Source organism: Leucobacter chromiireducens subsp. solipictus (assembly GCF_016758195.1).
Classification (GTDB): Bacteria; Actinomycetota; Actinomycetes; order Actinomycetales; family Microbacteriaceae; genus Leucobacter; species Leucobacter solipictus.
On record NZ_QYAC01000002.1, the window covers coordinates 254391 to 279464 of the forward strand.

Genomic DNA, 25074 nt, shown 5'->3' on the forward strand with positions numbered 1-25074 from the left:
TACGATGGGGGCATGGTGCGATTCATCATTATCGGTATCGTCGTCGCGGTGGCGTTCACGCTCTACGCGCTGGTCGACGCGGCGATGACGGATGGTGCCCGCGCGCGCGGCGTGAATAAGCCGGTGTGGGTGGTTCTCATCGTGCTGCTCCCCGTGATCGGTGGCGTGCTGTGGTTCCTGATCGGCAAGGGCGACACCCCCGCGGCGCGGCCCGCCGCGCCCGACGATGACCCGCGGTTCAGTGGCAACCGCATCTCGTCGCGGGATCTAGATGCGCACATGCAGGACCTCGAGGCGCGCCTCCGCGAGCTCGACAGCGAAACCTTCCCCGGAGAGCAGCCGAAGCAGGACGGCACACCGGACGGCTCGAACCCGAGCGAACCGGGGAAGCGCCCCGACGGCGACGCGGCACAGCCGTGACCGGGGCCGCAGCACAGGCGCCTGCCCCCGCCCCCGCATCGATCTTCGCGGTGGAGCTCCTCGGGGAGCTGATCCGGCACGGCGTGAGCGACGTGGTCGTGTGTCCGGGCTCCCGCTCGCAAGCCCTCGCCCTCGCGGCGGCGGCGGCCGAGCAGGCTGAGGCGATCCGGCTGCACGTTCGCGTGGACGAGCGGAGCGCGGCATTCTTCGCCCTCGGCATTGCGCGCGAGACGGGGCTCCCGGCCCCGGTCATCGTGACGAGCGGCGGGGCCGTGGCGAACCTGCTGCCCGCAGCGCTCGAGGCCCACGAGGCGCGCGTTCCCCTGCTGCTGCTCACGGCGGACCGCCCCGAGGAGCTGCGCGGGATCCGCAGCAACCAGACCACCGCGCAGCCCGGCATCCTGGGTCCCGCGGCGCGGCTCGCGATCGATGTGCCCGCACCCGAGTTCGGCCCTGACGGCGACCTCCGACGCGACGGATCACGCGACCCGAGCCTGCTCGCCCAGCGCGCGCTCTCCGCGGCAACCGGGTTTCTCGGGGGCGATCCGGCGGGCCCGGTGCAGCTGAACCTCGCGTTCCGTGAGCCGCTCTCCGGGACGGCCGGCTTCGACGCGATGATCGCGGAGGGCTTCGCCGCGGCACGCGCGGAGGCGGCCGAGCTGCTCGCGTCCGACGCCCGGGGAATCGTGAGCCCCCACACGCGGGTCACGGATCGAGGCTGGCTGAGCCACGCGGGGTTTGCGGACGCCGAGTGCTACGTTCACGACGGAGACGCACTCACCGTCGTGATCGCCGGGGCGGATGCCGGATCCGAGGCCGAGGAGTTTGCGCACGCCGTCGGTGCCCCGCTGCTCGCCGAGGTAGTGAGCGGCTCCCGCTACGGCCGTGAAACCATTGCGGGATACGCCACGCTGCTCGACGATCCCCGGATCGGTGGGCTCATCGAGCGGGTGGTCGTGTTCGGGCACCCGACCCTCACGCGGCAGGCGTCGGCCGTGATGCTGCGCGACGACGTCGAGGTGATCGTGGTGGACCCGCACGACGGGCCGCGGGTGGATCACGTCAATCCCGGCCGCCGCGCCCGCATCGTCCGCGCCGCACGGGTCGCGGAAACATACGCGCCGCGCACGCTTCACCGGTGGTTGGGCCTGTGGGTGCTGCCCGACCGCGAGTTGCTGCGGGAGCGCAGCACGGTGCACGAGCCGGACTTCGCCGCAGCGACCGCGAGCGGGTACAAGGAGCGCAACGCGTACGCCCGGTCCGAGGTCGCGACGATGCGCGAGCCCGTGACGCGGGCCCTGCTCGCCGAGTCCGTGTGGCGCGCGACGTGGCCGCACGACCGGATCGTGCTCGGCGCCTCGCGGCTGGTGCGGGTACTCGATGCCCTCGCGCCCGGCCGGAAGCTCACGGTGCACGCCAATCGCGGGCTGGCGGGGATCGACGGCACGGTCGCGACCGCGCTCGGCGTTGCCATCGCCAGTCAGTCGGCCGCGGATCCCGCGCGCGCTGCGGGGGCGACCCGGGTGTTGCTGGGCGACCTGGCGCTGCTCCACGACGCCGGATCTCTGCTGCTTCCCGAGAGCGAGGCCGCCCCGCGGATTCAGGTGTTTGTCGGGAACGACGGCGGCGGGACGATCTTCGACGGCCTCGAGGTCGCGGGTAGCGCGAACCGTGAGGCGTTCGATCGCGTGATGTTTACGCCCCAGGGCGCGGACCTGGCGGCGCTCGCCGCGGCCTACGGCTGGGAATATCGCCGGGTCGAGACGCGCAGCGAGCTCGAGCGGCTGCTCACCGAGCCAGTCACGGGGCCGTGCCTGGTCGAGGCACCGCTCGCGCGGGCGGCCTAACCGCGCTGATTCGCGCCCGGATCGGGCCTTCCGGCGATTCGCCATGCCGGAGTATGATCGCGCCATGAGCGAGAATTGGCGCGCTGAGCGCGTGGCGGAAATCCGGGGCCTCATCGTGGCGGCAGCGCCCGGCATCACCGAGGAAGCCAAGTGGGTGAAGCCGACGAACCCGGCCGGCGTCCCCACGTTCACGCTCGACGGCCTCGTGTGCACCGTCGAGACCTACAAGGACAAGGTGAAGGTGACCTTCGCGCGCGGCGCCTCCCTACCGGATCCGGCCGGGGTGTTCAACGCGAGCCTGGATGCGGGCACGCGCCGCGCCGTCGACGTGCGCGAGTCCGACGTGCTCGACGCGACGGCGTTCTCAGCGCTGATCCGCGCCGCGGTGGACGCGAACCGCACCCGCTAGCGCGACCCTGCCCTGCCCTGCCCTGCCCTGGCTCCCCACACGACATCGATGGGTGAGTTTCCGGGGCTTCCCGTGCGCGAAGCCCCGGAAACTCACCCATCGATGGCCGCGGGGCCCGGGCTTGCGAGGTCCGGGCCTGCGGGGTTCGGGCTTGCGGGGTCCACGCTTGCGGGGCCCGGGTCCGCGGGGCCCGCGCCCGGCGCGGGCACCAGACTCTCGCGCAGGATCTGCGCCCGGACGGCGGGCCAGAACGTGTCGGCCCAGACCTCGTACCCCCGATCGGTCGGGTGGAACGCATCGGGGGCGAACTCGGTGAGGATTCCGCGGATCCCGCGCCGCCGCGTCGCCTCGTACAGCGGGACCACGGTGAGGCCGCGATCCGCCGCGATCGTGTGCAGTATCCGGTTCGCCTCGCGCACCTTCCGGTCGTTCCACGGCAGGTGGAAGCACGGCACTTCCCCCACGATGGTGTGCGCCGGGAGCGCGTCGAAGATCGTGCGGATATTGGTGTGAAAGGCTCGGGCATCCCACTCGGCGATGTCGTTCGCCCCGATCGCGAGCGTGACGAGTGCCGGCACCCGCCGGGCGAGGAGCTTCTCGGCCCGCGGCAGCTGGTCCCGCACGCAGAGGCGGGTCGGGGCGCCGGACACCCCCAGGTTCGTGACGGCGATCGCCCGGCCGAGCTCCGCCTCGATCCGATCGGTCAGCTGCCCCACGTAGCTGCGGCCGGGCGTGGATGCGCCGATGCCTTGCGCGGTTGAATCGCCCAGCGCCAGGTACCAGAAATCCCCGCGCACCTTGCGGCGCTCCCGCCACCACGCCGCGGTCACGGGCTGCATCTCCGCGAGCTCCATCAGGGGGCGGTTTGCCCGCGCATACAGGCGGTCGAGCCGAGCGTTGCGCGCAACCGCGGCCGTTGCGGAGAGCGCGAGCGCCTTCGCGCCGAGCACGGGGGAGTGAGCTGGGTATACCACCCATGTAGCGTAGCCGTTTGCTGGCTGTCAGACCCGTGCAGGCCCTACAGTAGAACCCACGATCAGCGGGAACTCTGCCCGCTCGCACAGGGGGATGACGATGGCGCAGCAGTTCTGGACCGAAGACGTGACCGAGCTGCTCCGCGTGCGCGAGGGCTTCGATCTGCGCTCCGTGGACCCGGACGCGACGCCGGGCACGGTTGCCGACAAGAAGGGCGGCCAGGCCGAGCTCGCGCGTTCCGCCCAGGAACTGCGCGGGCTGCAGGAAAAGCTCTTCGCCCAGAGCCGCATCGGGGCACCCGAGCGTCTCCTGGTTGTGCTCCAGGCGATGGACGCCGCCGGGAAGGGCGGGATCGTGAACCACGTTTTCTCCCAGGTGGAGCCCTATGGGCTCGCGCTTACGGCGTTCAAGTCGCCCACGGAGGAGGAACGCGCCAACGATTTCCTGTGGCGGGTGGAGCCGCGCGTGCCGGGGCCGGGCGTGATCGGAGTGTTTGACCGTTCGCACTACGAGGACGTGCTGATCCAGCGCGTCCGTGGTTTCGCGCCGCCCGCAGAAATCGAGCGCCGCTACGGGGCCATCGCCGACTTCGAGCAGCGGATCGCGACCGCGGGGGTCCGCATCGTGAAGATCATGCTGCACATCTCGCCGGAAGAACAGGCGGAACGCCTCCGCTCGCGCCTGGACGAACCGGAGAAGCACTGGAAGTACAACACGGGCGACGTTGACGAACGCGTGTTCTGGGCCGACTACATGGAGGCGTTCCAGATCGCGATCGACCGTTCCGTCGCGCCACACGCGCCCTGGTACGTGGTGCCCGCGAACGCCAAGTGGTATGCCCGCGCCGCCGTGCAGCGGATCGTGATCTCCGAGCTGCAGGCCATGCGGCCGGAGTGGCCCGAGGTCGAGTTCGACGTCGAGGCGGAGAAAGTGCGCCTGGCGGGGACCGCCGGGCTCCGCTGGCCCAGCTAGCGGGGCCGCAGGGCCCGCCGGTTACGCGGCGAACGCCTCCGTGATGGGGCGGAACTTCGACACGGTCTCACCAAACTCGTGCGCTGGATCGGATCCCGCGACAATGCCGCCGCCCGCACTCGCGGTGATGCGACGGGGCCCCGCGTGACCCGTCTCCTGCGCGGGGTCGATCGGTACGGGGTCGATCTGCGCGCAGCGCAGGGCGATCACCCACTCGCCGTCGCCTGCGGCGTCGATCCAGCCGACGGCACCCGAGTAGCGGCCACGGTCAAACGGCTCCAGCTCGGCGATCGCGGCGACCGCGTCGGCGGTGGGGGTCCCGGCAATTGCGGCGGTGGGGTGCAGTGCGCCCACCAGCTCGAGCGCTGAGCTGCGTTCCCGGAGGGTCGCCCCGAGATCCGTGGCGAGGTGCCACACATTCGGGAGCTGCAGCGGAAACGGTTCCTCGCTGGTGCGCAGGGCGGTGACGTGCGGGGCGAGCGCCGTGACCACGCTCTGCACCGCGAAGACGTGCTCGTGCTGCTCTTTATCGCTGGTCAGCAATTCGTCCCGTGCCTGCGCATCGCGCCCGGGGGCGTCGGCGTGCCGGGCCCGCGTGCCCGCGAGCACCCGAGCGGACACCGCGCCCGAGGTGGATCGGATCAGCGTTTCGGGGCTCGCGCCCACCATGCCGTCGACCGCGAACGTCCAGCAATCCAGGTAGCGCCCGGCGAGTCGGGCGAGCGGGACGCGGAGATCGGACCCCGCGGGGAGCTCGCCCTCAATCTGCCGGGCCAGGACGATCTTCTCGACCTCGCCGCGTGCGATCCGGCGCACCGACTCGCGCACCCCCGCGAGGTAGGCCTCGACGGGGTCGGGCTCCGCGTCGCCCGAGGGCGAGCGTGGCGCGAACGCGACCCCGGGCCACGACCCCGGCGGTGCGGGCTGCGGCAGCGCCGGATCCCCGAGCGCGTTGCCCGCGGTGCGGTCTGCGGTGCGATCCGCCGCGTCCGACTGCTCCGTAACCTCGGTGATCCACCACCGGTCGCGGTGCTGGGCTACCAGGATTCGAGGCACGACGAGGACGCTCTCCGCGGCGCTCGCGTCGTCGAACGCGAAGGTTCCGAGCGCGACGAGGCCGGACCCGGGCAGAGCCACCGGATCGTCGATCGTTGCGGCCGCCGCGACTTCACGCCAGGCTTCCGCCCCCTCGCGGAACCGATGCGGGCCACGGAACGTGAGTCGCAGCGCCTCGCCGATCCCCACGCAACCGCGATCGCCACGCAGCCACACGAGTGGCGAGGCTGGATCCGCCAGGGAGAGGAGATCCGGCGCGCCGGCGAGGGGTCGCGTGACCGCACGCAAGCGGGGTACGGCGGTTTCACTCGTCACCCCACCAATCTACTCCTCTGTACTGATCAGGGCCTGTCCGCCTGAGTGCCCGGGGAGAATCCGGGCATGCCGTCCGTGCGATCCGCCCGGCGTACAGGGGAGACGGGCTACCATAGGGGGGTGATCCGACCCGACACCGCGACCAAGCACGCCGCCGACGTTTCCAGCATGTTTGATGAGGTCTCCCCGCGATACGACCTCATTAATGATGTGCTGACTGTGGGCAACGACCGGCTGTGGCGTGTGGCCACGACGAAGGCCGTTGCGCCGCGGAAGGGGATGCGCGTCCTCGATCTGGCGGCCGGCACCGGCACCTCGTCTGCCGCACTTGCCGCACACGGGGCGCACGTGGTCGCCGCGGACTTCTCCGAGGGAATGCTCGCGGAGGGGCGAAAGCGCCATTCGGGGAACCCGCTCATCGAGTTCGTGCACGCGGACGCGATGGCGTTGCCCTTCGAGGACAACAGCTTCGACGCCGCCACGATCTCCTATGGGCTGCGCAACATTAGCGATCCGCGCGCCGCGCTCGCCGAAATGTACCGGGTGGTGAAGCCCGGGGGCCGAATCGTGATCGCCGAGTTTTCCACCCCGCCTGCCGCGATCGTGCGCGGCCCCTACACCTGGTACGGCCGCAACGTGCTGCCGCGGATCGCGGGCGCGATCAACCGGGAGGCCGCCGAGGCGTACCGCTACCTCAACGAGTCCATCGAGGCGTGGCCCACGCAGGATGAGCTCGCGGCCTGGCTGCGCGAGGCCGGCTTCGAACGCGTGGCGTACCGCAACTTGACGTTCGGGATTGTCGCGCTGCACCGCGGGTTCGTGCCGCGCGAGGCGGCCGCGGCTCGAGCGGCGGCTGCCGCGACGCAGGCGGACGCACCAACGGCGGCCGACGCGACGCAGGCGAGCGCGAAGCCCGTCGCAGCGAAGCAGGCCACCGAGACGAAGCAGGCGGCTGAGACGAAGCAGGCCGCCGAGACGAAGCCCGCAGCGAAGAAGTCCGCAGCGGCCAAGTCAGCAGCGGGGAAGCCCGCAGCGGCCGGGCCTGCGACGGCGAAGCCCGCAGCAGCGAAGTCTGCTGAGGCGAAGCCCGCGGCTGCGAAGCCCGCGGCTGCGAAGGCGGAACCGCAATCCGGCGGGGCGAAATCCGGCGGGCCGAAATCTGCCGGGGCGAAGGCCCCCGGCACGAAGGCTGCCGGAGCGAAGCCGAAGGCCGCCGGAGCGAAGCCCGCGGCCGAGAAGAAGTCAGCCGCTGCAGAGCGCCCCGCAGCACCGAAGAAGTCGGCCGCGTCGAAACCCGCAGCCTCATCCCAGCCCTCGACGACCGAGACCGGATCGTCCGACGCTACCGGAGGTACCCCGTGATCCGCCCCCTCGCGGAAGACACCGCTACCCAGGCGCTCCCGATGCGGTTGTTCCGCGGCGCGCAGGATCGCAAGCACGCGAAGCTGCTGCAGGAACAGCTCGAGCTCATCGAGTCCGGCCTGATGGAACACCTGCGGTTCGCCTCCCCGGTCGCGGATGCGCCGGCCCGGTACCTGATGAGCGCGGGCGGGAAGCGGATCCGGCCGATGCTGACGCTGCTCACGAGCGAGCTCGGCGGCGGCCCGAACGAGCTCGTGCGACGCGCGGCGCAGGCTGTCGAAATGACGCACCTCGCCTCGCTGTACCACGACGACGTGATGGACGACGCGAAGCTGCGCCGGGGCGTGCCCGCCGCGCAGACCGTGTGGAACAACTCGGTGGCAATTCTCGCGGGCGATCTGCTGTTCGCCCGGGCTTCGTCGCTCGTGTCCGGGATGGGCGAGGAAGCGATCCTGCTCCAGGCGCAGACCTTCGAGCGGCTCTGCCTGGGGCAGCTGCACGAGACCGTGGGCCCGCAGCCCGAGGACGAGCCGATCGCGCACTACATTCAGGTGCTTGCGGACAAGACCGGGGCGCTCATCGCGACCGCCGCGCGGATGGGCGTCATGTTCGGTGAGGGCCCGGCAGAGTTCGCCGATCCGGTGACCGAATACGGCGAGCGGATCGGTGTGGCATTCCAGCTCATCGATGACGTGATCGATCTCTCCCCGCAGAAGGAGCAGACCGGCAAGCGCGCCGGCACCGATCTCCGTGCGGGCGTGGCGACGCTCCCGCTCCTCCTGCTGCAGCAGCGTGCCGCGGCGGGCGGCGACGACGCCGAGCTGCTCGCTCAGATCGAGGCGGGTGTCGCCGCGATCGAGGGCGGCGCGGACGCCGGCGTGCTCGATGACGCCGTGGAAGCGTTGCGCGGCCACGAGGTCACGCGGGAGACTGAAGCGACCGCTCGGCGCTGGGCGGCGGAGGCCGTGGCAGCGCTCGATGTGCTGCCGAAGTCTTCGGTGAAGCGCGCGCTTGAGCGCATGGCCGAGTCCATCGTCACGCGCGAGGGCTAGGCTCGCCGCGCCCCGCACGAGTTCGCGGGACCGGCATGGTGAAGGGCCGCGCGGATGATACCGGCAGCGGCATGAATGAACATAGGAGTGCGATGAGCAAGATGCGACTGGCAATTGTCGGGGCTGGTCCCGCCGGGATTTACGCGGCGGATCTGCTGTTGAAAGCCGAACGCGACTTCGAGGTCGAGATTGACCTGTTCGAGCAGCTGCCCGCACCGTACGGGCTGGTTCGGTACGGGGTTTCTCCCGATCACCCGCGCATCAAGGGCATCATCTCCGCGCTCCGCGACGTACTCGACAGCGGGCAGATCCGCTACTTCGGCAACGTCCGCTATGGCCGCGACATCACCCTCGAGGACCTGAAGCGGCACTACAACGCCGTGATCTTCTCCACGGGCGCGATCCGTGACGCGAACCTGAACATCCCCGGCATCGACGCTGAGGCCTCCTACGGCGCGGCCGATTACGTGAGCTGGTTCGACGGGCACCCCGACGTGCCGCGCACCTGGCCGCTCGAAGCCGAGAGTGTCGGTGTGATCGGCAACGGCAACGTCGCGCTCGACGTCTCGCGCATGCTGATCAAGCACGCCGATGACCTGTTGCCCACCGAGATCCCGCAGAACGTGTACGAGGGGCTCAAGGAGAACCCGATCCAGGAACTGCACCTCTTCGGCCGCCGCGGCCCGAAGTACGTGAAGTTCACCCCGCTCGAGCTGCGCGAGCTCGGCGAGGTCCGGGACGTAGACATGATCGTCGACGAGCGCGACTTCGACCGCGAGGACGCCTACGCCGACGAGGTGCTCGCGAAGAACAAGCAGATCACCGTGATCACCCGCATTATGGATAAGTGGCGTGCCGAGCAGGCCGAGCGCGAGGCGAGCGGCGAGCGCGCCTCCCGGCGCCTGCACATGCACTTCTGGTCGAAGCCGGTCGAGGTGGTCGTCGAAGACGGTCGCGTGGCGGGCCTAAAGATCGAGCGCACCGCTCCGGACGGCGAGGGCGGAGTCGTCGACACCGGTGAGTTCGAGGTCATCCCGATGCAGGCGCTCTACCGCGCCGTGGGGTACTTCGGTTCCCCGCTCGACGAGATCCCGTTCGACGACGCGAAGGGCGTGATCCCGAACACCCAGGGTCGCGTGCTCGATCTGGAGGGCGAGCAGATCCCCGGCATCTACGCGACCGGCTGGATCAAGCGCGGTCCCGTCGGCCTCATCGGGCACACGAAGTCTGACGCGATGGAGACGCTGGAGTGCCTCATCGAGGACCAGGCGAGCTGGTGGCAGCCGGAGGTGCCCGAGCTCGACGCGATCCCCGCGCTGCTGCATGAGCGCGACGTGCCCTACACGACGATCGACGGCTGGCACCGTCTGGACGAGCATGAGCTCGCGCTGGGTGCCGAAGAGGGACGGACCCGCATCAAGGTCGTCCCGCGCGACGAGATGACGCGCATTTCCCGCGCCGAGTAACCTCGGGCCTCGAACGCAGTGCGGCACCCCTTCGCTGGAGGGGTGCCGCACTGCGTTCGGGCGCTGGGTACGCGCATGATTCGGTGCTGAGTGCCGCGGTGCTCCGGATCCGCAACGCTCTGGCTCAAGCCCACACTGCCGCCCGCAGAATCCCTCGGAGATTCACGAGTCGCGGGCCGAAATCGGGCAAAAATCTCCTGCGGGTTCCTGAATCTCCTGCGGGATCGTCGACCTCCCCGCCAAGCCTGAGCGCGGGGACGCGCAAAGCGCGCGGCGCAGAAGCGCTGCTCGTATTCGCGCTGCTCGCTTGCTGGCCGAAGAGCCGGCTACCGGTCTCGCCTGGGTGGTCCCGCCTGGGTGGTCTCGGCGAGGCCCGCGCCGCTCGATGCCGCCCGCAGAATCCCTCGGAGATTCACGAGTCGCGGGCCGAAATCGGGCAAAAATCTCCTGCGGGTTCGTGAATCTCCTGTGGGATTGTGGATCGCCGCGCCAAGACTGGGTGCGGGCGCGCGTGAGTCCGGAGCGCGGGCGCGGGTGAGCCCGGGCCGCGGGCGCGCGCGAACCCGGGGAAGAGGCGGCCGGGCTCAGGCGCGGGCCGCGAGGGCCACGAGTTCGCGCCGGGCGCCGCTCAGATCGCTCGGCCCGCCTCGCCACACCGCGGTGAACGGGCGGCGGAGCGGCACCGGCCCGAGCGGGCGGGCCACGATACGCCCGAGCCGCACGTCGTCGCGCACGGTGAGTTCGCTGAGCACCGCGGGCGCGACCCCCTGGGCGACGGCGCTGCGCACGGCCGCCTCGGTCGCGAGGACCAGGGCGGGCGGCGGTGCGGGAACGCTCAGGTGCGCGATGGCGGTGTCGAGGGCGGCCCGCGTGCCGCTGCCCGCTTCGCGGGTGACGAGTGGCGTCGCCGCAATCTCCGTGAGCGGCACGCTGGGCAGGCTGGCCCAGGGATGGTCCGGGGTGACCGCGACCACCATCTGATCCCGCCCCACGACCGCGCTGCCGAGCCCGTCCGGGGTATCGGGCGTTTCGATGAAACCGAGGTCCAGCTCGCCGGCCCGAACCGCGGCCACGATCTCGGTGCTGTTTGCCGTGCGCAGCGCGACGTCGCTCGGGGCCGACCCGCGGTCCAGCTGTGCGCGGCGCAGCTCCAGAAGCCAGCCGGGCAGACGGTGGGCGGCGATCGTCTGGCTCGCACCGATGCGGAGGGTGCGACGGGCGCCTCCCGCGAGGCTCGCGATCCCCTCGTCGAGGCGGGCGGCCGCGTCGAGGACCTCGCGAGCCCAGGCGAGTAGCGCGTCGCCGTCGGGTGTGGGGGTCACCCCGGCGGGGGAACGATGCACGAGCGGCCCGCCCGTGAGACGTTCGAGCCCGCGCAGTCGGGCGGAGACGGCCTGCTGGGTGATGCCGAGTTCACGGGCGGCGGCCGACAGGCTCCCGAGTCGCAACGCGGCTTCGAAGCAGCGGAGGTCGATCAGGTCCGGCGAACGCATGTCCACAGGATACAACGCCAGCTTGGGTCCCCTCACGAGCCGCCCGTTCCTGGGGCGTGCGGTGACGCGCCACACTGGAGGCATGAAGCTCGCACCACTGCCCACCCTGCCCCATCGCCTCGCCGCCCGCGGTGTCGAGGTACTCCCGGGGGCGCTCCTGTGCGCGGCGATCGCCGCCGTGGCCACGGTGATCGGCGGCTTCGTGCCGCTCGTGGGGTCGGCGATTCCCGCGGTCGTGATCGGCGTGCTCGTGGCGCTCGTGCGGAAGCCGGGTGCCGCGCTGAGCCCCGGGATCGGGTATTCGAGCAAGTTTGTCCTGCAGTGCGCGGTGGTCCTGCTCGGCGCGCAGCTGTCGCTCGCCAGCATTGTGAGCGTGGGGCTCGAGTCGCTGCCGGTGATGCTGTCCTCGCTCACCGTCTGCCTGTTGGGGGCCTGGCTGATCGGCCGCGCGCTCGGCGTTGAGCGGGATCTGCGCGTGCTCGTCGGCGTCGGGACGGGGATCTGCGGGGCGTCCGCGATCGCCGCGATCTCACCGGTGATCCGGGCGAAGAGCGCGGACATCGCCTATGCGATCTCCACGGTGTTCCTCTTCAATATTCTTGCTGTGCTTGCGTTCCCCGCGATCGGGCACGCCCTCGGTATGAGCCCGCACGCCTTCGGCCTGTTTGCGGGGACCGCGGTGAACGACACCAGCTCGGTCGTCGCGGCCGCGAGCGTGTTCAGTGCCTCGGCCCTGGGCTTCGCCGTGGTGGTGAAGCTCGTGCGCACCCTCATGATCATCCCGATCAGTGTGGGGCTCGCGGTGATGGAGGGGCGCCGATCCGGCACCGCCGAACGCATGACGCCGGCCCGCGTGCTGAAGCTGGTGCCCTGGTTCCTGGTCGGGTTTCTCGTGGTGGCGACGCTCACGAGTGTCGGGGCGGTCCCCGCCGTGGCCGCGGACGTGCTGACGCAGGTGAGCGTGTTCCTTGTCGCGATGGCGCTTGCGGGCATCGGGATGTCCACGGACCTGCGGGCGATCCGCTCGGCAGGCCTGCGCCCGCTGATCCTCGGCGGGATCCTCTCCGTGTTGGTCGCCGCCACGACGCTCGGCGTCATGGCACTGACCGGCGCGCTGGCGGGGAACTGACCGGCGCGCTGGCGGGGAGCTGACCGGCGCGCTCTAGGAACGGCCGGCCGGCGGCTCGCCGAGCAGCTCGGCGAGCTCGCTGAGGTGCTCGCTGGTGCCGCCCTCGATGCGCACGGCCGCGCGGGAATCGGCGGCGGTGGGGCCCCGGTTGATCACGGCAATCGGGATTCCGCGCCGCTCCGCCCGGTGGAGCAGGCGCACGCCCGTGTTGACGGCCAGGGAGGTCCCGGCGAACAGGATCGCGCTCGCCGCGTTCACGAGCGACTCGGCCCGGGCGAAGACGGCGCTCGGCACGACCTCGCCGAAGTACACGACGTCGGGGCGGAGCATGCCGCCGCAGGCGGGGCACCGCGGCACACGAACGCCCGCGAGATCGCCGACCTCGGCGTCGCCGTCCGGGTTGAGGGGTGCGCCCGCGTGAGCCTCGGCGTAGCCGGGGTTCGCGACGTCGAACCAGTGCAGCACCTCGGCGCGCGTCCAGCGGGCCGCGCACTCCACGCAGCGGATCGCCGTGCCGCTGCCGTGCAGTTCGACGACGGTGCGCGATCCGGCCTTGCGGTGCAGGCCGTCCACGTTTTGGGTGATGACGCCCTCCACCCGGCCGGCCGCCTCGAGCGCCGCGAGGGCACGGTGCCCCGCGTTGGGTTCGATGGCCTGCATCGGGCCGGAACCGAGCCGGGCGCCGGCCCAGAACCGTTGCCGGTACGCGGGATCTTCCGTGAACTGCGCGATGCTCATGGGGGTGCGCGGGGGCGTGCCTGCCCCGCGATAGTCCGGGATCCCGGAGTCCGTGCTGATGCCGGCACCGGTGAGGACCGCCACGGGGCCCTCGGTGAATAGTGCGGCGAGATCTGCGATCTGGTGCATCCGTTTCCCCTTCGTTGTGGTGTGCAGCTTACGCGCCGAGCGCGCGCGGGTGTGGCACCTCTGAGGTCAACGCTGTGCGCGCCGCCGCATTCCTGCGGTGCGGCGTGCTCTCAGCGAACGCGATCCGGAGCTGCACCCAGGTGGTGAGCCGATCGTCGGGTGACCGCAGCGGCACCCCGAAGTGGTCCTCGGCCTGGCGTACGCGGTGCCGGACCGTGTTTTCGTGGACGCCGAGTTCGCGCGCCGTGCGGGCGACGTTTCCCGAGTGCTCGCACCAGGCGAGCACGGTGGCGGCGTAGCTGGGCTCATCGGCGCACAGCCGCGCGACCTCGGGGGCGGCCAGCTCGGGCGCGTCCTCGAGCGCGCTCGCGAGGCGTTCCAGGAGGAGCCGGGGGCGCAGCGCCGGGAGCGTCACGATGCGTTCGCTCAGCTCGGCACCGGCGCGTGCGGCGGTCGCGAGTAGCCGCTCCGCGAGCTGCCGCAGCTCGGCGACATCCCCGGGACGGTGCGCCGTGCCGGGAATCGCGACCCGAGTGCCGAGTCCGATGAGCCGATCGAGCAGCGGGAGGAGCGGGGCGACGAACACCGCGGGGTCGGTCCGCTCGTCGCGGGCGATGAGGGCGTAGATGGTGCGATCGTGGATCGCGGTGACGGTCTCGGGATGCCGCAGCGTCAGATGCCGCGCAACGGCGGATCGAAGCTGCGCGAGGGCGAGCGGTCCGCGGTCCCCCTCGATGGTGAACGCGAGCACCGAGGCCCCCCGATCTTCGGGGAGCCCCAGCTCAGCGAACTCTGACCCGGTGACGTGCGTCCCCGCGAGCATGGTGCGCAGGCGCTCTTCGCGGGGCAGTTGGCTCCCCTGGCGGGTGCGCAGATCGTCGAGCATGTGCCCCGCGGCGACGGCCGCCGCCGCTCGCACCCGCGCGTCCTGCTCCGGCGCGAGGGTGGTGGCCGGGTGCGCGGTGATGATCCAGATCGTGCCCAGGGGGAGTGTGCCCGCGGTGATCCCGATCGCAATACGGGGGGCGTCATCGTCCTGCTGCGGGTACACGACGGGCCCGTCCGTGCGGAGCACGGTGCGGTACTGATCGTCGTTGAGGGGGGAGTCGGGGACGCGGCGCGTGAGGATGCCCTGCGTGCGGAGCCCGTCAATGAGCTGCCCCGGGATGGCGGAGTAGGCGACGATTCGGCGGCCCAGGTCTTCGATGGCGACGGATCCGCCAAAGGTTGCGGCGAGTTCGTTGGCGAGCGCGAACAGCGGTTCGGATCCGCGATCACGGGGCGTGTCCCTGTGCGGTTCGAGCGAGCCGAAGGCCTGAGACAGGGCCGCGTCGCAGATCCGCCAGCTCACGTGATCGGGCACGCGCACGAGCGGGACGCCGCTCGCCTCCGCGACGGCGGCGAGGGTGGGAACCTCAGCGTCCGTGCATTTGAGGAGCAGCGCGCTCGTCCCGTGCTGCGCCGCAGCCCACGCAAGCTCGCTGAATTCTGCGTCCGAACGGGTTCCTGCGGAGGGGGCGAGGAGCATCACGCCGGGTTCCGGCGGGAAGCCCTCGCTCGCGTCGTAGAATTCCGCCCCGGACACGGGCCGAGCCGGATCATATGCCCCGAGCGGGGTGACGGCGTCGGGGCCGACCGCCTCGAGCACGTCGCCGAGGGTGAGCGGTCCGATCCGCGCGGCGGGATCGGGAAGGATTGGAGAGATCGCTTGCTCCATTGTCTTAATATATCCGAAATCTCCAATGCGCTGGGAGCGGGCGTTTCGTAGGCTGGACGCGACGCATCACGACCGAGGAGAGCACCATGCCCCAGAACACCCCCGCAACGCAGCCCGCACCCGAGGGGACCCGCCTGGGTGAGCTGTGGGATGTGCTCCCCGAGGAATCCGGTGTCACCGGTGACGGCGTGCTGACGATCGGTGGCGTTCCCGTCACCGAACTCGCGGCGCGCTACGGCACCCCGCTGCACATCTTTGACGAGGCAGGCCTGCGTCGCCAGATCCGGCGCTTCGTTGACGGCCTCGCCGAGCGCTGGCCCAACTCCGAGGTGCTGTTCGCCTCGAAATCGCTCCCCATCGTCGGCATGTACCGCCTCGCGCACGAGGAGGGCCTCTCGGTCGATATCGCGGGCGGCGGCGAACTGCAGCTCGCGCTCGCCGCCGGGGTGAACCCGGCGAAGCTGCACTTCCATGGCAACGCGAAGTCGGACGCCGAGTTGCGGATGGCCCTCGACGCGGGGATCGGTGCGATCATCGTCGACAACGAAGACGAGCTGGATCGGCTCGAGCGGCTCCTGACGAAGCCGCAGGCGCTGCTGCTGCGCGTGATCCCCGGTGTGGACGCTGAGACGCACGCCTCGCAGGCGACGGGCGGCGACAAGTCGAAGTTTGGCCTGCCGATGGATCAGGCGCTGCGCGCGATCGAGCGCATGAACGCGCACCCGCTCATGGACTTCGAGGGCGTGCACCTGCACATCGGCTCGCAGATTCTGAACACCGCGCAGTTTGCGCAGGCCGTGGAGAAGATTTCGACCGCGGGGACGTTCCGCACCTACGACGTGGGCGGCGGCCTCGGCGTGAAGTACACCTACGCGGACGATGCGCCGTCGGTGGGGGACTACCTCGACGCGATCGTTGCCGCGGCACGCGAGCACCTCCCGGAGGGCTCGCGGATCATGATCGAGCCGGGCCGCTCGATCGTGGCCCGTGCGGGGGTCACCCTGTATGACGTGCTCTCCGTGAAGCACACGGGAGACACGTTCGTCGCGGTCAACGGCGGTATGGCCGACATGCTCGACGTGGCGCTCACCGACCAGCGCTTCGAGGCCGTGCTCGCAAACCGCGTCACGGAGCCGTGGGAAGAAACCGTGCAGCTCGTGGGGCGACAGTGCGAATCGGGGGACCTGCTGGTCGACGGCGCCCCGCTCCCGGCCGCTCGTGTCGGGGACCTCGTGGTGCTCGCGACCACCGGTGCATACTCCTACACCCTCGCGAACAACTACAACGGTGCGCTGCGGCCCGCAATCGTGTTCGTCGCGGACGGCGAGGCCCGTGTGGTGGCGCGCCGCGAGACCTACGAGGACCTGTTGCGCCTGCACGCGCCCGCCATCGAGGCGGCCCGCGAGGCTGACGCGCGCTGACGCGCGCTGACGCGGGACGGCGGCGGTGCGGGCGCGGTGGTGCCTACCCCGCCGCCTGCACCCCGCCGTCCGCACCGTGCCACCCACGCCCCGCCGCCCGCGCCGTGCCCGCGCCGTGGCCCGCCGGGTGCCGGATAGAATTGCGGGTATGACGACCGCGCGCGAACAGCTCATCGACCTCATTACCAGCGAGGCCGTGTTCCACGGCGACTTCACGCTCACGAGCGGGAAGAAGGCGACGTACTACATTGACCTCCGGAAGCTGAGCCTCGACCACCGGGCGGCACCCCTGATTGGGCAGGTCATGCTCGATCTCATCGCCGACGTCGACGGCGTGGTCGCGGTCGGTGGCCTCACGATGGGGGCCGACCCGATCGCTTCCGCAATCATGCACCAGGGCGTCGCCCGCGGTGAGGTCTACGACTCGTTCGTGGTGCGGAAGGCCCCGAAGGATCACGGTCGTGGCCGCCAGGTCGAGGGCCCGGATCTCGAGGGCAAGCGTGTGATCGTGGTGGAGGACACCTCGACGACGGGCGGATCGCCGCTGCAGGCTATCGAGGCGCTGGAGAAGGTCGGCGCGATCGTTGCGGCGGTCGCTGTGGTGGTCGACCGCCAGGCCCCCGCGCGCGAGCGGATCGAGGCGGCGGGCTACGAGTACCGCTACGCCATTGGCCTGGAGGATCTCGGGCTGCTGCCCCAGTAACACGCACCACGCGGCATCGACTGTCGCTCCCGTGCGCGAGGCCCGGACGCTCTGGCGTCCGGGCCTCGCGTGTTGTTGGTACCCGACAAGATCCCCGTCGAGAACTTTCTTGCCCAGACCTCTTCCCTCTCGGTGGAGTCATTGCTAGCATCATCATCAGTCGGTCATTTGGTCAGACCAACTGGCTAAGCGGGGCCGACCCACAACACTCAATGTAGAGATGTATGAAGGAGATAATGGTGTCTGTTTCGTTTGAAGCCCGTGTTGCAGAGCTCGGCCTGGATATCCCCGACTACAGCCAGGGTGGCTACCACGGGACCTTCTATGGTTCGATGAAGGCCTTTCACAAGACCGGGAACCTGCTGTTTATCTCGGGGCACGTCGAGGACGCACTTGGCAAGAATGGTCAGCCGATTCACGCGGGCCGCTTGGGTGCCGAGGTGACCATCGAGGAAGGCTACCAAGCTGCGCGGCGCACCGCGCTCAACTGCCTGGGGACGATGCGCCTTGCACTTGGCTCGCTTGACAAGGTGAAGTGTCTCGTGAACTCGCTCAACTTCGTGGTGTCCGCCCCGGACTTTGTGGATGTCAACCTCGTATCGTCCGGCGCGACGGATCTCTTCCGTGACGTGTTCGGCGACGAAGCCGGGCTCGGTGGCCGTGCAACGATCGGTGTCACCTCTCTCGCAGCGAACCACTGCTTCGAGAACTGGATGACGATCGAGACGATCGACTGATCGATTACCGGCGGACGTGATCATCATGGGAAGTAGGAAGACCGCCGGTCTTGCGCTCGCCGCGGGAGCTGCACTGCTAGTGCTGAGTGCATGCTCCTCCGGTGGCGGAGACAGCGGAGAATCGGGAGGGACCGCAGCGGAAGGCGCGATCCCACTGGGCTACACGGCGACTCTGTCGGGTGACTTTGCGAGCTACGGCTTGGAAATGCGTGAGGGAATTGATCTGGCGATCGAAGAAATCAACGCAGATGGTGGTGTGCTCGGACGGGACCTCACCACCGAGGTGATCGACGATGAAGGGAAGCCTGCGAATGGCCCGGTAATCGCCCAAGAACTGTGCGACGATGCAAACGTGCCGGCGGTGCTCGGATTCAGCTTCTCGAGCGTGGCACTGTCTGGGCTTCCGATTTACACACAGTGCGGCCTTCCGGTGGTCGCGTCCGCGGTCACTTCGCCTGAGCTGAGCGGTGCGAGTGACGTGTTCTTCCGCACAGTGTTCACTGATGCCTATCAGGGGGCCGAAGCCGCGAGGTTCATCTCGGAGAATCGTGGCGTGAAGAAGGTCGCCGTGCTGTATCAGCAAGATGACTACGGCAAAGGCGTCGCCGACGCGTTTTCCGAGGAAATCGAGGCAGCGGGCGGAGAAGTAACGAGTTCGCAGGCCTACCAGTTGGGCACCGTCAACTTCGGAAGCACAGTGGACACCGCCCTGAAGGGCGATCCCGACGCCGTGTTCATCGGGGGTTTCTACACCGAAGCAGGCAAGATCGTCACGCAGATCCGGGATGCCGGATCTGAGCTCCCGATCTTCGCTTCAGATGGTGCAGCGAGCCCGCTCTTTATCGATCTGGCGGGCGAAAACGCAGAGGGTGTGGAGGTCTACGCCGCGTTCTCAGCGAGTGATCCGCGTGCCGAGTCGTCCGGGTTCGTGGAGAGTTTCACCGCGAAGTACGACAAGGAACCGAGTTCATGGGCGGCGCTTGCCTACGACGCAACCTATGTTGTCGCCGACGCGATTGAGACCGCGGGCAGCACAGACCGGGCCGCCGTCGCGGATGCAATTCGACAGACTCAGGACTTTGCTGGGGTCTCTGGGAGCATCAGCTTTGATGACGAGGGCAACCGTGTCGGCGATTTGACCTTCCAGCGGGTTGAAGACGGCAAGTTCGCCGTTATCACCGAATAGAGCGAGCAGTGGGTGTCCTAAGTGGGCACCCGCTGCGGTTCTCCCTTTACTACTCACTACGGAGACAAGTGATGCAGGAAATCATCAATGGACTCGCGGTCGGTGGGATCTACGGCCTTCTCGCAGTCGCATTCAGCGTCGTGTACGGCGTGCTGGGAATGGTCAACTTTGCGTTCGGCGAGATCTTCATGTTTGGCGCGTTCGGTGCCCTGGTGGCTGGACAGACGAACAGTATGATCGCGGGCAACGCGATCGACGGTGCGGCACTTCCCGCCTGGCTAGCGATCGGCATCGGCGTGCTCGTCGGTTCGCTGATCGGGTGGGCGATTGAACGGATCGCCTATCGGCCATTGCGTAACGCTCCCATTCTTTCAATGCTGATCACCGCAATTGCGGTATCGATGTTGCTCCGCGCAGTCGCAACCTTCCTGTTCGGTGCCGCTCAGATCCCGGTCGCGAGACCAGATCTTGGTGAACCGATCATGGTGCTGGGCGCACGAGTCCAGCGAATCGATGTGGTCGTGTTGGTCGTTGCGGTGCTCGTGACGCTCGCCTTCTGGGCAGTGATACGGTTCACACCCATCGGACGGGCCATCCGGGCCACGGCTGAAGATAAGGATGCTGCGCGTCTCATGGGAATCGGCGTTGACCGTGTGATCTCAACGACATTCGTGCTCGGTTCCGCAATGGCCGCGATCGCAGGCTTGTTGTACTCGCAGCGGTACGGTTTTGCTGCCGCAACTATGGGATTCCTGCCAGGCCTGAAAGCGCTCGTTGCTGCTGTACTCGGCGGGATTGGAAGCATTCCCGGTGCGTTCATCGGCGGGCTCGTGCTCGGAATCAGCGAAGAATTCGCTGCGGCGTACGTGCCCCAGGGGTCAGCGTACCGTGACGTTATCGCGTTCGGAATTCTCGTGATCATCCTGTGGCTGCGGCCACAGGGCCTGCTCGGCCGACGAGAGGTTCAGAAGGTCTAATCATGTCAAACACACACACCACACCCATCGTGGTCATCAAACCGGAGCTGGGGCTCCATCGCTGGCTTTGGCCCGCGGTATTCCTGATCCTCGGCCTGATCGCGCCGCTGGTGCTTCCGGGCGACAAATGGGTCCGCGTAGCTGCTCTTGCTCTGGTCTACGTCGCATTGGCTTCAGGTCTCAACATTCTCGTTGGACTCACCGGGCTGCTCGACCTAGGGTTCATCGCGTTCTTCATCGTCGGGGCGTACACGGCTGCAATATTTACGGTCAGTACCTTTGGTCCGATACTTGCGGAGAACCCTGCCGCGCTTGCGTGGGTGCTCCCCATCAGCGTCGTCGCGGCTATCGTGTTCGCTGGCATCGCGGGATCGATTATCGGGTACCCAACGTTGCGAGCGAGGGGCGACTATCTCGCGATCATGACACTCGCGTTCGGGGAAATCGTTCGGATCGTCTCTATCAACTGGACAGAGTTCACCGGAGGCGCTGTCGGTATTCGCAACATCCCGCCGCTGAATTTCGTCGACGGGGGGATGGTGCCTCCCACCACGACTTACTACATCATTCTCGCCGTTGTGGTGATCCTCGTGGTCGCGCTGGCGTCGCTGATCGCTTCCCCAGTGGGTCGTGCCTGGGTCGCGATTCGGGAGGACGAACTCGTCGCTGCGTCGATCGGAATCCGTACGCGAAGGTACAAGCTCCTAGCCTACGTCGTGGGTGCGGCCACCGCCGGTGTGATCGGGGTCTTCTTCGCCCACATGAACCAGTTCGTGAATCCCGATAGCTTTACGCTGGAGGATAACTTCATTGTGCTGAGCCTGGTGATTCTGGGCGGGGCTGGCACGTTGTGGGGGCCGATCACCGGTGCGGCGCTGTGGATTTTTTTCCAGGCGGTTGCAAAAGATATCCCTCTCATTCAAGCCCACCCTGAGTTCCGCACTGGGTTTCTCGCATTGATTGTGGTGGTTCTGATGATCCTCCGCCCTGGCGGCATCGTGTCGAAACGGCTGGAACTCACCCGTGCGCGCGGCGGTTCCGTCCCACCTGTGGGCGAACTGACACAGGCCCCGGGGCTCGAGACTGTCGCCACAGGCAGCCCGGTCCTTGAGGTCCGCGAGATGAAACAGGTGTTTGGCGGCCTCACCGCGCTCGAATCCGTGACCTTTGACCTGCGACACGGCGAAGTGCTGGGGCTTATGGGGCCGAACGGAGCGGGCAAATCGACACTTCTCAACGCTATTTCAGGGGTCACCCGGGCAACTTCCGGAACGGTGGAACTCTACGGCGAACGCACTGAGAAGCTGGAATCGAGTGCTGTATCGACCCGTGGGATTGCGCGCACGTTCCAGACAGTCCGTCTCTTCTGGGATATGACAGTGCTCGAGAACTTGCTGGTCGGCGGGCACTCACGCCTCGCTGGTTTCGTTCCGAAGTTTCTTTCACCATTCCCTTTCGTGCGGCGTAGCGAACGATTCACCGTGGCAGAAGCGGAAGAAGCGCTCGCCTTCGTCGATGCGTGGGAATGTCGAGACCGGCGAGCGTCCTCACTTGACGCGTATCAGCAGCGCAAGGTCGAAATTGCCCGTGCACTCATGACACGACCAAAGATTCTGCTCCTCGACGAGCCAGCTGCCGGGCTCAACGAGAGCGAAACCAGGGACCTGGCCACGCTCATTGCCCGGGTCCGAGAACACGGGATCGATGTGATCCTGATTGAGCACGACATGGACCTGCTGATGGGGGTGTCCGATCGAATTGTGGTGCTCGACCATGGGGTCATAATCGCGGACGGAACCCCGGCGCAGATCCGGACCAATCCCGCCGTGCTCGAAGCCTATCTGGGGAGTGATGCAGCATGAGAATGCTTGAGGTTCGCGATCTGAACGTCCGCTACGGTGTGGTGCGGGCAGTGTTGGACGCCAATTTGCACGTCGATCACGGGGAACTCGTGGTCGTGGTGGGTGCCAACGGGGCCGGGAAGAGTAGTCTGCTCCGTGCGATTGCGGGGCTCAATAAACACCGAGGAGACGTCGAGCTCGAGGGAAATTCCATCGGAGTGCTGCGTGCCGAGCAACGAGTGAAACGAGGTGTTGCGCTGGTCCCAGAAGGGCGGCACATCTTCGGGCGCATGAGCGTCCTCGAAAATCTCCAGGTCGCGCACTGGGGCGCTTCGACTGACCTTACGGCTGAGATTGCGGATGCTTTCGCACGCTTTCCGAGGCTTGATGAGCGCAAGCACCAAACCGCCGCAACTCTATCTGGCGGTGAACAGCAGATGCTGGCGCTTTCACGCGCACTCATCCGAAAACCGCGACTACTGATGCTCGATGAACCATCGATGGGGCTCGCTCCGAAGATTGTTGCCCAAATGTTTGAGATCATTAGTGAGATCAATGCTGCAGGAACGAGTGTGTTGCTCATTGAACAGAACGCCCGGATGGCGCTGTCAATCGCGCACCGGGGGTACCTGATGGAAACCGGGACTCTGTCTGGCGGCGGCGATGCACGTGTGATGCTTGAAGACGAGCGTCTCCACGAAGCCTACTTTGGGAAGAGTCCTGGAACGGCAAGTTAGCTGCGCCACGATGGCGCGGTGTTGCTGCAATGTGGGACAACGCGAGATTGGTGAACGATATGGACTGGGGTTCGATGAGCAGGGGAGAGACACTCTCCGTGCCTGACCGCCTGTCGGTCGACCTGGAACGGCTGATTCTTGAGGGAGAGCTTACGCCGGGGGAGAAGCTCCCGGCAGAGCGAGAACTTGCTCAACTTCTGCGCGTTTCTCGCGTCTCCATTCGTGAAGCCCTTCGAGAGCTCGAGAACCGCGGGCTGATTGATCGTCGACCGGGTCGCGGCACCATTATTCTCGCTCCCGGGGAAGTCTCGAAAGCCTCGGATGACGTGATCGAAGCCTTCGCGTCGATGCGTACCGAGCTCACGGACATCATGGAGCTTCGTGCCATCGTCGAGCCCCCGATTGCGCGCATCACCGCCACGCGAGCGCAGCCCCGAGACGTGATCCAACTGGAAGAGCTCGTGAAATCCATGGAGGTTGACGTGACGAAGGAACGTTATGCGGAGTTGGACCGGGCGTTTCATCAAGCAATCGCGCAATACACGCATAACCCGCTGCTCTCATTGATCAATGAGCAGATCGCTAACCAAATCGCACCCAGCCGTGCGAGCCGGTACCAGACAAAGGCGCGACGCCAGGCCTCGAGTGTTGCTCATCGGCGCATCTATGAGGCGATCGCTGCACGCGACGGTGCTCGCGCTGAAGACGAAGCGCGAGCACACGTGTACGACATCAGTCGGGAGATCGCGCGCGCATCCGAAAACAACTCAACGGTGAGGGGACACAATCTTGGTTGAGCACACACACGCCACCGGAGGCGCGATCTCGACCTCCCACCACCTGGCCACGGAAGCCGGGGCCGCCGCGCTCCGAGCCGGGGGCAACGCGATCGATGCGGCGCTCGCCGCGGCTGCGACCCTCTGCGTCGTGTACCCGAACAACGTGGCGCTCGGCGGCGACCTCGTCGCGCTCGTGCGCAGCCCGGAGGGGGAGATCCGCTTCTTGAACGCCACCGGGGCCGCTCCCGCCGGGCAGACGCTCGAGGCGCTGCGTGAGAAGCACGGGGACGCACTCCCGCTGCGCGGGATCGACACGGTGACGGTGCCGGGCGGGATCTGCGGTTGGAACTCGCTGCACGAGTACGGGGCCACTCGGCCCTGGGCCGCTCACTTCGAGCACGCGATTCGCCACGCGGAGCAGGGGATTGCGAACTCGAAGTCCGTGGCCGCTGCGCTCATCGAGGACCAGGCAACGTTTGCGCAGGATCCCGGGGCCCGCGACGTGTTCTACCCGGGCGGCGAACCGCTCGCTGAGGGCGCGCCGCTCGTGCAGCCCGCGCTCGCGCGCACGCTGCGCCGGATCGCCGCGGGCGGGTCCGCCGAGTTCTACGAGGGGGAGACCGCGGACCGCTGGATCGCGGGCCTGCAGGCGCTCGGCTCGAAGATCACGAAGCAGGACGCCATCGACTATCAGGGGTACTGGGCGGACCCGCTCGAGGGTGAGTTCGAGGGCTACCGGGTGGTCACCGGGCCACCGAACACGTCCGGGTTCATGCTCTTGCGCGCGCTTGAGGCGGTCGCCACGGGAATCGAGGATCCGCTCGGCACCGGCGCGGGGGAACTCGCGCTCGCGTTCCACCACGCCAACTCCCTGCGCGCGAGCCACCTCGCCGACCCGCGGCACGGCGGTGCGACCGGGCAGGAACTCGTGAAGCTGCCCGCGCCCGAGTGGCCGGTGCCCGCGGCCGCGAAAGCCAGCGGAGACACGGTCGGCTTCGCCGCGATCAGCGACGACGGCTGGGCGGTGTCCTTCATCAACTCCGTGTACTGGAGCTTCGGTGCGCACATCGTTGAGCCCGAGACCGGGATCCTGTTCCAGAACCGGGGCACCTCCTTCGCGCTGGATCCGGCATCGCCGAACGCGTTCGCGCCCGGGAAGCGGCCGCGGCACACGCTCATGCCGGTGCTGATCCTGCGCGGCGACGAGATCGCCTGGGTTCCGGCCACCATGGGCGGGGCGGCGCAGCCGCAGATTCACGCGCAGCTGCTGCTTCGCTCGCTCGCCGGGGCGACCCCGCACGAGGCCACCCACGCGCCCCGCTGGATGGTCGAGGAGTGGCCCGGCAACGGCCCCGCCACCGTGATGGCCGAGGCCGATGTCCCGGTGGAAGCCCAGCGCGCGATCGCCGCGGCCGGCTTCCCGCTCACCGTGGTGCCGCCCGTCACCGAGGACCTAGGCCACTCCAACCTCATTCGGGTGACCCCGACTGGATACGAGGCCGCCAGCGATCCCCGTTCCGATGGTTCCGCCGTGATCGTGCAGGCCCCGAGCTGAGCGCGGCGGGACGACGCGTCCCGCCTCACCCCCGCCTCGCTCCACGCACGCACTCGCA

Annotated in this window: 22 protein-coding genes; 17 read left to right on the forward strand and 5 right to left on the reverse strand. The window is 68.4% G+C overall.

The window, feature by feature from the left end:
- Nucleotides 1-12 precede the first annotated feature (12 nt).
- From D3230_RS04630 to D3230_RS04640, 3 genes are all read left to right on the forward strand, one after another.
- The gene (locus D3230_RS04630) at nucleotides 13-420 is read left to right on the forward strand and encodes a PLD nuclease N-terminal domain-containing protein (RefSeq protein ID WP_202343851.1); all 408 of its coding nucleotides are present in this window, start codon (nucleotides 13-15) and stop codon (nucleotides 418-420) included.
- A complete protein-coding gene (menD, locus tag D3230_RS04635; protein ID WP_337249089.1) occupies nucleotides 417-2267 on the forward strand; it encodes a 2-succinyl-5-enolpyruvyl-6-hydroxy-3-cyclohexene-1-carboxylic-acid synthase in 1851 nt (616 codons plus the stop codon). Before D3230_RS04630 ends, menD begins: the two co-directional genes overlap by 4 nt.
- 64 nt (nucleotides 2268-2331) lie before the next feature.
- Complete coding sequence (locus tag D3230_RS04640; protein ID WP_202343852.1) at nucleotides 2332-2676, forward strand: DUF1801 domain-containing protein; 345 nt, start codon at nucleotides 2332-2334, stop codon at nucleotides 2674-2676.
- A 92-nt stretch (nucleotides 2677-2768) separates the two neighbouring features.
- On the opposite strand, the gene D3230_RS04645 is transcribed toward D3230_RS04640, so the two are convergent.
- A complete protein-coding gene (locus D3230_RS04645) occupies nucleotides 2769-3650 on the reverse strand; it encodes a GDSL-type esterase/lipase family protein (RefSeq protein WP_202343853.1) in 882 nt (293 codons plus the stop codon).
- Between the two features lie 100 nt (nucleotides 3651-3750).
- Here D3230_RS04645 and D3230_RS04650 point away from each other — a divergent pair, with 100 nt between their 5' ends.
- Nucleotides 3751-4623 carry a PPK2 family polyphosphate kinase gene (locus D3230_RS04650; protein WP_202343854.1) on the forward strand — a complete coding sequence of 291 codons (873 nt, stop codon included), beginning with the start codon at nucleotides 3751-3753 and terminating at the stop codon, nucleotides 4621-4623.
- 21 nt (nucleotides 4624-4644) lie between these two features.
- Here the strand turns inward: D3230_RS04650 and D3230_RS04655 are convergent, their stop codons facing one another.
- On the reverse strand, nucleotides 4645-5994 hold the full coding sequence (locus D3230_RS04655) for an isochorismate synthase (RefSeq protein WP_202343855.1): 1350 nt from the start codon (nucleotides 5992-5994) through the stop codon (nucleotides 4645-4647).
- A 120-nt stretch (nucleotides 5995-6114) separates the two neighbouring features.
- Here D3230_RS04655 and ubiE point away from each other — a divergent pair, with 120 nt between their 5' ends.
- The 3 genes from ubiE (at nucleotide 6115) to D3230_RS04670 (ending at nucleotide 9874) form a co-directional block, all read left to right on the forward strand.
- Entirely contained in the window at nucleotides 6115-7356 is a 1242-nt protein-coding gene (ubiE, locus tag D3230_RS04660; RefSeq protein ID WP_337249090.1) for a bifunctional demethylmenaquinone methyltransferase/2-methoxy-6-polyprenyl-1,4-benzoquinol methylase UbiE, read from the forward strand.
- Between the two features lie 41 nt (nucleotides 7357-7397).
- The gene (locus D3230_RS04665) at nucleotides 7398-8408 is read left to right on the forward strand and encodes a polyprenyl synthetase family protein (protein WP_202344078.1); all 1011 of its coding nucleotides are present in this window, start codon (nucleotides 7398-7400) and stop codon (nucleotides 8406-8408) included.
- A 92-nt stretch (nucleotides 8409-8500) separates the two neighbouring features.
- Nucleotides 8501-9874, forward strand: coding sequence for an FAD-dependent oxidoreductase (locus D3230_RS04670; RefSeq protein ID WP_202343856.1), 1374 nt, complete (start codon nucleotides 8501-8503; stop codon nucleotides 9872-9874).
- A 584-nt stretch (nucleotides 9875-10458) separates the two neighbouring features.
- Here D3230_RS04670 and D3230_RS04675 read toward each other — a convergent pair.
- A complete protein-coding gene (locus tag D3230_RS04675; protein WP_202343857.1) occupies nucleotides 10459-11367 on the reverse strand; it encodes a LysR family transcriptional regulator in 909 nt (302 codons plus the stop codon).
- Between the two features lie 82 nt (nucleotides 11368-11449).
- Between D3230_RS04675 and D3230_RS04680 the strand changes: the two genes are divergently transcribed.
- The gene (locus D3230_RS04680; RefSeq protein ID WP_202343858.1) at nucleotides 11450-12496 is read left to right on the forward strand and encodes a YeiH family protein; all 1047 of its coding nucleotides are present in this window, start codon (nucleotides 11450-11452) and stop codon (nucleotides 12494-12496) included.
- 33 nt (nucleotides 12497-12529) lie between these two features.
- On the opposite strand, the gene D3230_RS04685 is transcribed toward D3230_RS04680, so the two are convergent.
- Both D3230_RS04685 and D3230_RS04690 read right to left on the reverse strand, forming a co-directional pair.
- The gene (locus tag D3230_RS04685; protein WP_202343859.1) at nucleotides 12530-13363 is read right to left on the reverse strand and encodes a Sir2 family NAD-dependent protein deacetylase; all 834 of its coding nucleotides are present in this window, start codon (nucleotides 13361-13363) and stop codon (nucleotides 12530-12532) included.
- A 28-nt stretch (nucleotides 13364-13391) separates the two neighbouring features.
- Nucleotides 13392-15080 (reverse strand): PucR family transcriptional regulator, encoded by a 1689-nt coding sequence (locus D3230_RS04690; protein WP_202343860.1) that lies wholly within the window; start codon nucleotides 15078-15080, stop codon nucleotides 13392-13394.
- An 86-nt stretch (nucleotides 15081-15166) separates the two neighbouring features.
- Here D3230_RS04690 and lysA point away from each other — a divergent pair, with 86 nt between their 5' ends.
- The 9 genes from lysA (at nucleotide 15167) to D3230_RS04735 (ending at nucleotide 25016) form a co-directional block, all read left to right on the forward strand.
- Nucleotides 15167-16501: a diaminopimelate decarboxylase gene (lysA, locus tag D3230_RS04695; RefSeq protein ID WP_202343861.1), complete on the forward strand. Its 1335-nt coding sequence runs from the start codon at nucleotides 15167-15169 to the stop codon at nucleotides 16499-16501.
- Between the two features lie 148 nt (nucleotides 16502-16649).
- On the forward strand, nucleotides 16650-17204 hold the full coding sequence (gene pyrE / locus D3230_RS04700) for an orotate phosphoribosyltransferase (protein ID WP_202343862.1): 555 nt from the start codon (nucleotides 16650-16652) through the stop codon (nucleotides 17202-17204).
- Between the two features lie 239 nt (nucleotides 17205-17443).
- Entirely contained in the window at nucleotides 17444-17941 is a 498-nt protein-coding gene (locus D3230_RS04705; RefSeq protein WP_202343863.1) for an Atu1372/SO_1960 family protein, read from the forward strand.
- 25 nt (nucleotides 17942-17966) lie between these two features.
- Nucleotides 17967-19127, forward strand: a complete 1161-nt coding sequence (locus D3230_RS04710; RefSeq protein ID WP_237467018.1) for an ABC transporter substrate-binding protein — start codon at nucleotides 17967-17969, stop codon at nucleotides 19125-19127.
- Between the two features lie 71 nt (nucleotides 19128-19198).
- On the forward strand, nucleotides 19199-20104 hold the full coding sequence (locus D3230_RS04715) for a branched-chain amino acid ABC transporter permease (RefSeq protein ID WP_202343865.1): 906 nt from the start codon (nucleotides 19199-19201) through the stop codon (nucleotides 20102-20104).
- A 2-nt stretch (nucleotides 20105-20106) separates the two neighbouring features.
- Nucleotides 20107-21966: a branched-chain amino acid ABC transporter ATP-binding protein/permease gene (locus D3230_RS04720; RefSeq protein ID WP_202343866.1), complete on the forward strand. Its 1860-nt coding sequence runs from the start codon at nucleotides 20107-20109 to the stop codon at nucleotides 21964-21966.
- Nucleotides 21963-22682 carry an ABC transporter ATP-binding protein gene (locus D3230_RS04725; RefSeq protein WP_202343867.1) on the forward strand — a complete coding sequence of 240 codons (720 nt, stop codon included), beginning with the start codon at nucleotides 21963-21965 and terminating at the stop codon, nucleotides 22680-22682. The genes D3230_RS04720 and D3230_RS04725 overlap by 4 nt, the downstream gene beginning before the upstream one ends.
- A 98-nt stretch (nucleotides 22683-22780) precedes the next feature.
- On the forward strand, nucleotides 22781-23479 hold the full coding sequence (locus tag D3230_RS04730; RefSeq protein ID WP_337249091.1) for a FadR/GntR family transcriptional regulator: 699 nt from the start codon (nucleotides 22781-22783) through the stop codon (nucleotides 23477-23479).
- Nucleotides 23472-25016, forward strand: coding sequence for a gamma-glutamyltransferase family protein (locus D3230_RS04735; protein WP_202343868.1), 1545 nt, complete (start codon nucleotides 23472-23474; stop codon nucleotides 25014-25016). Before D3230_RS04730 ends, D3230_RS04735 begins: the two co-directional genes overlap by 8 nt.
- The last annotated feature ends 58 nt before the right edge of the window (nucleotides 25017-25074 follow it).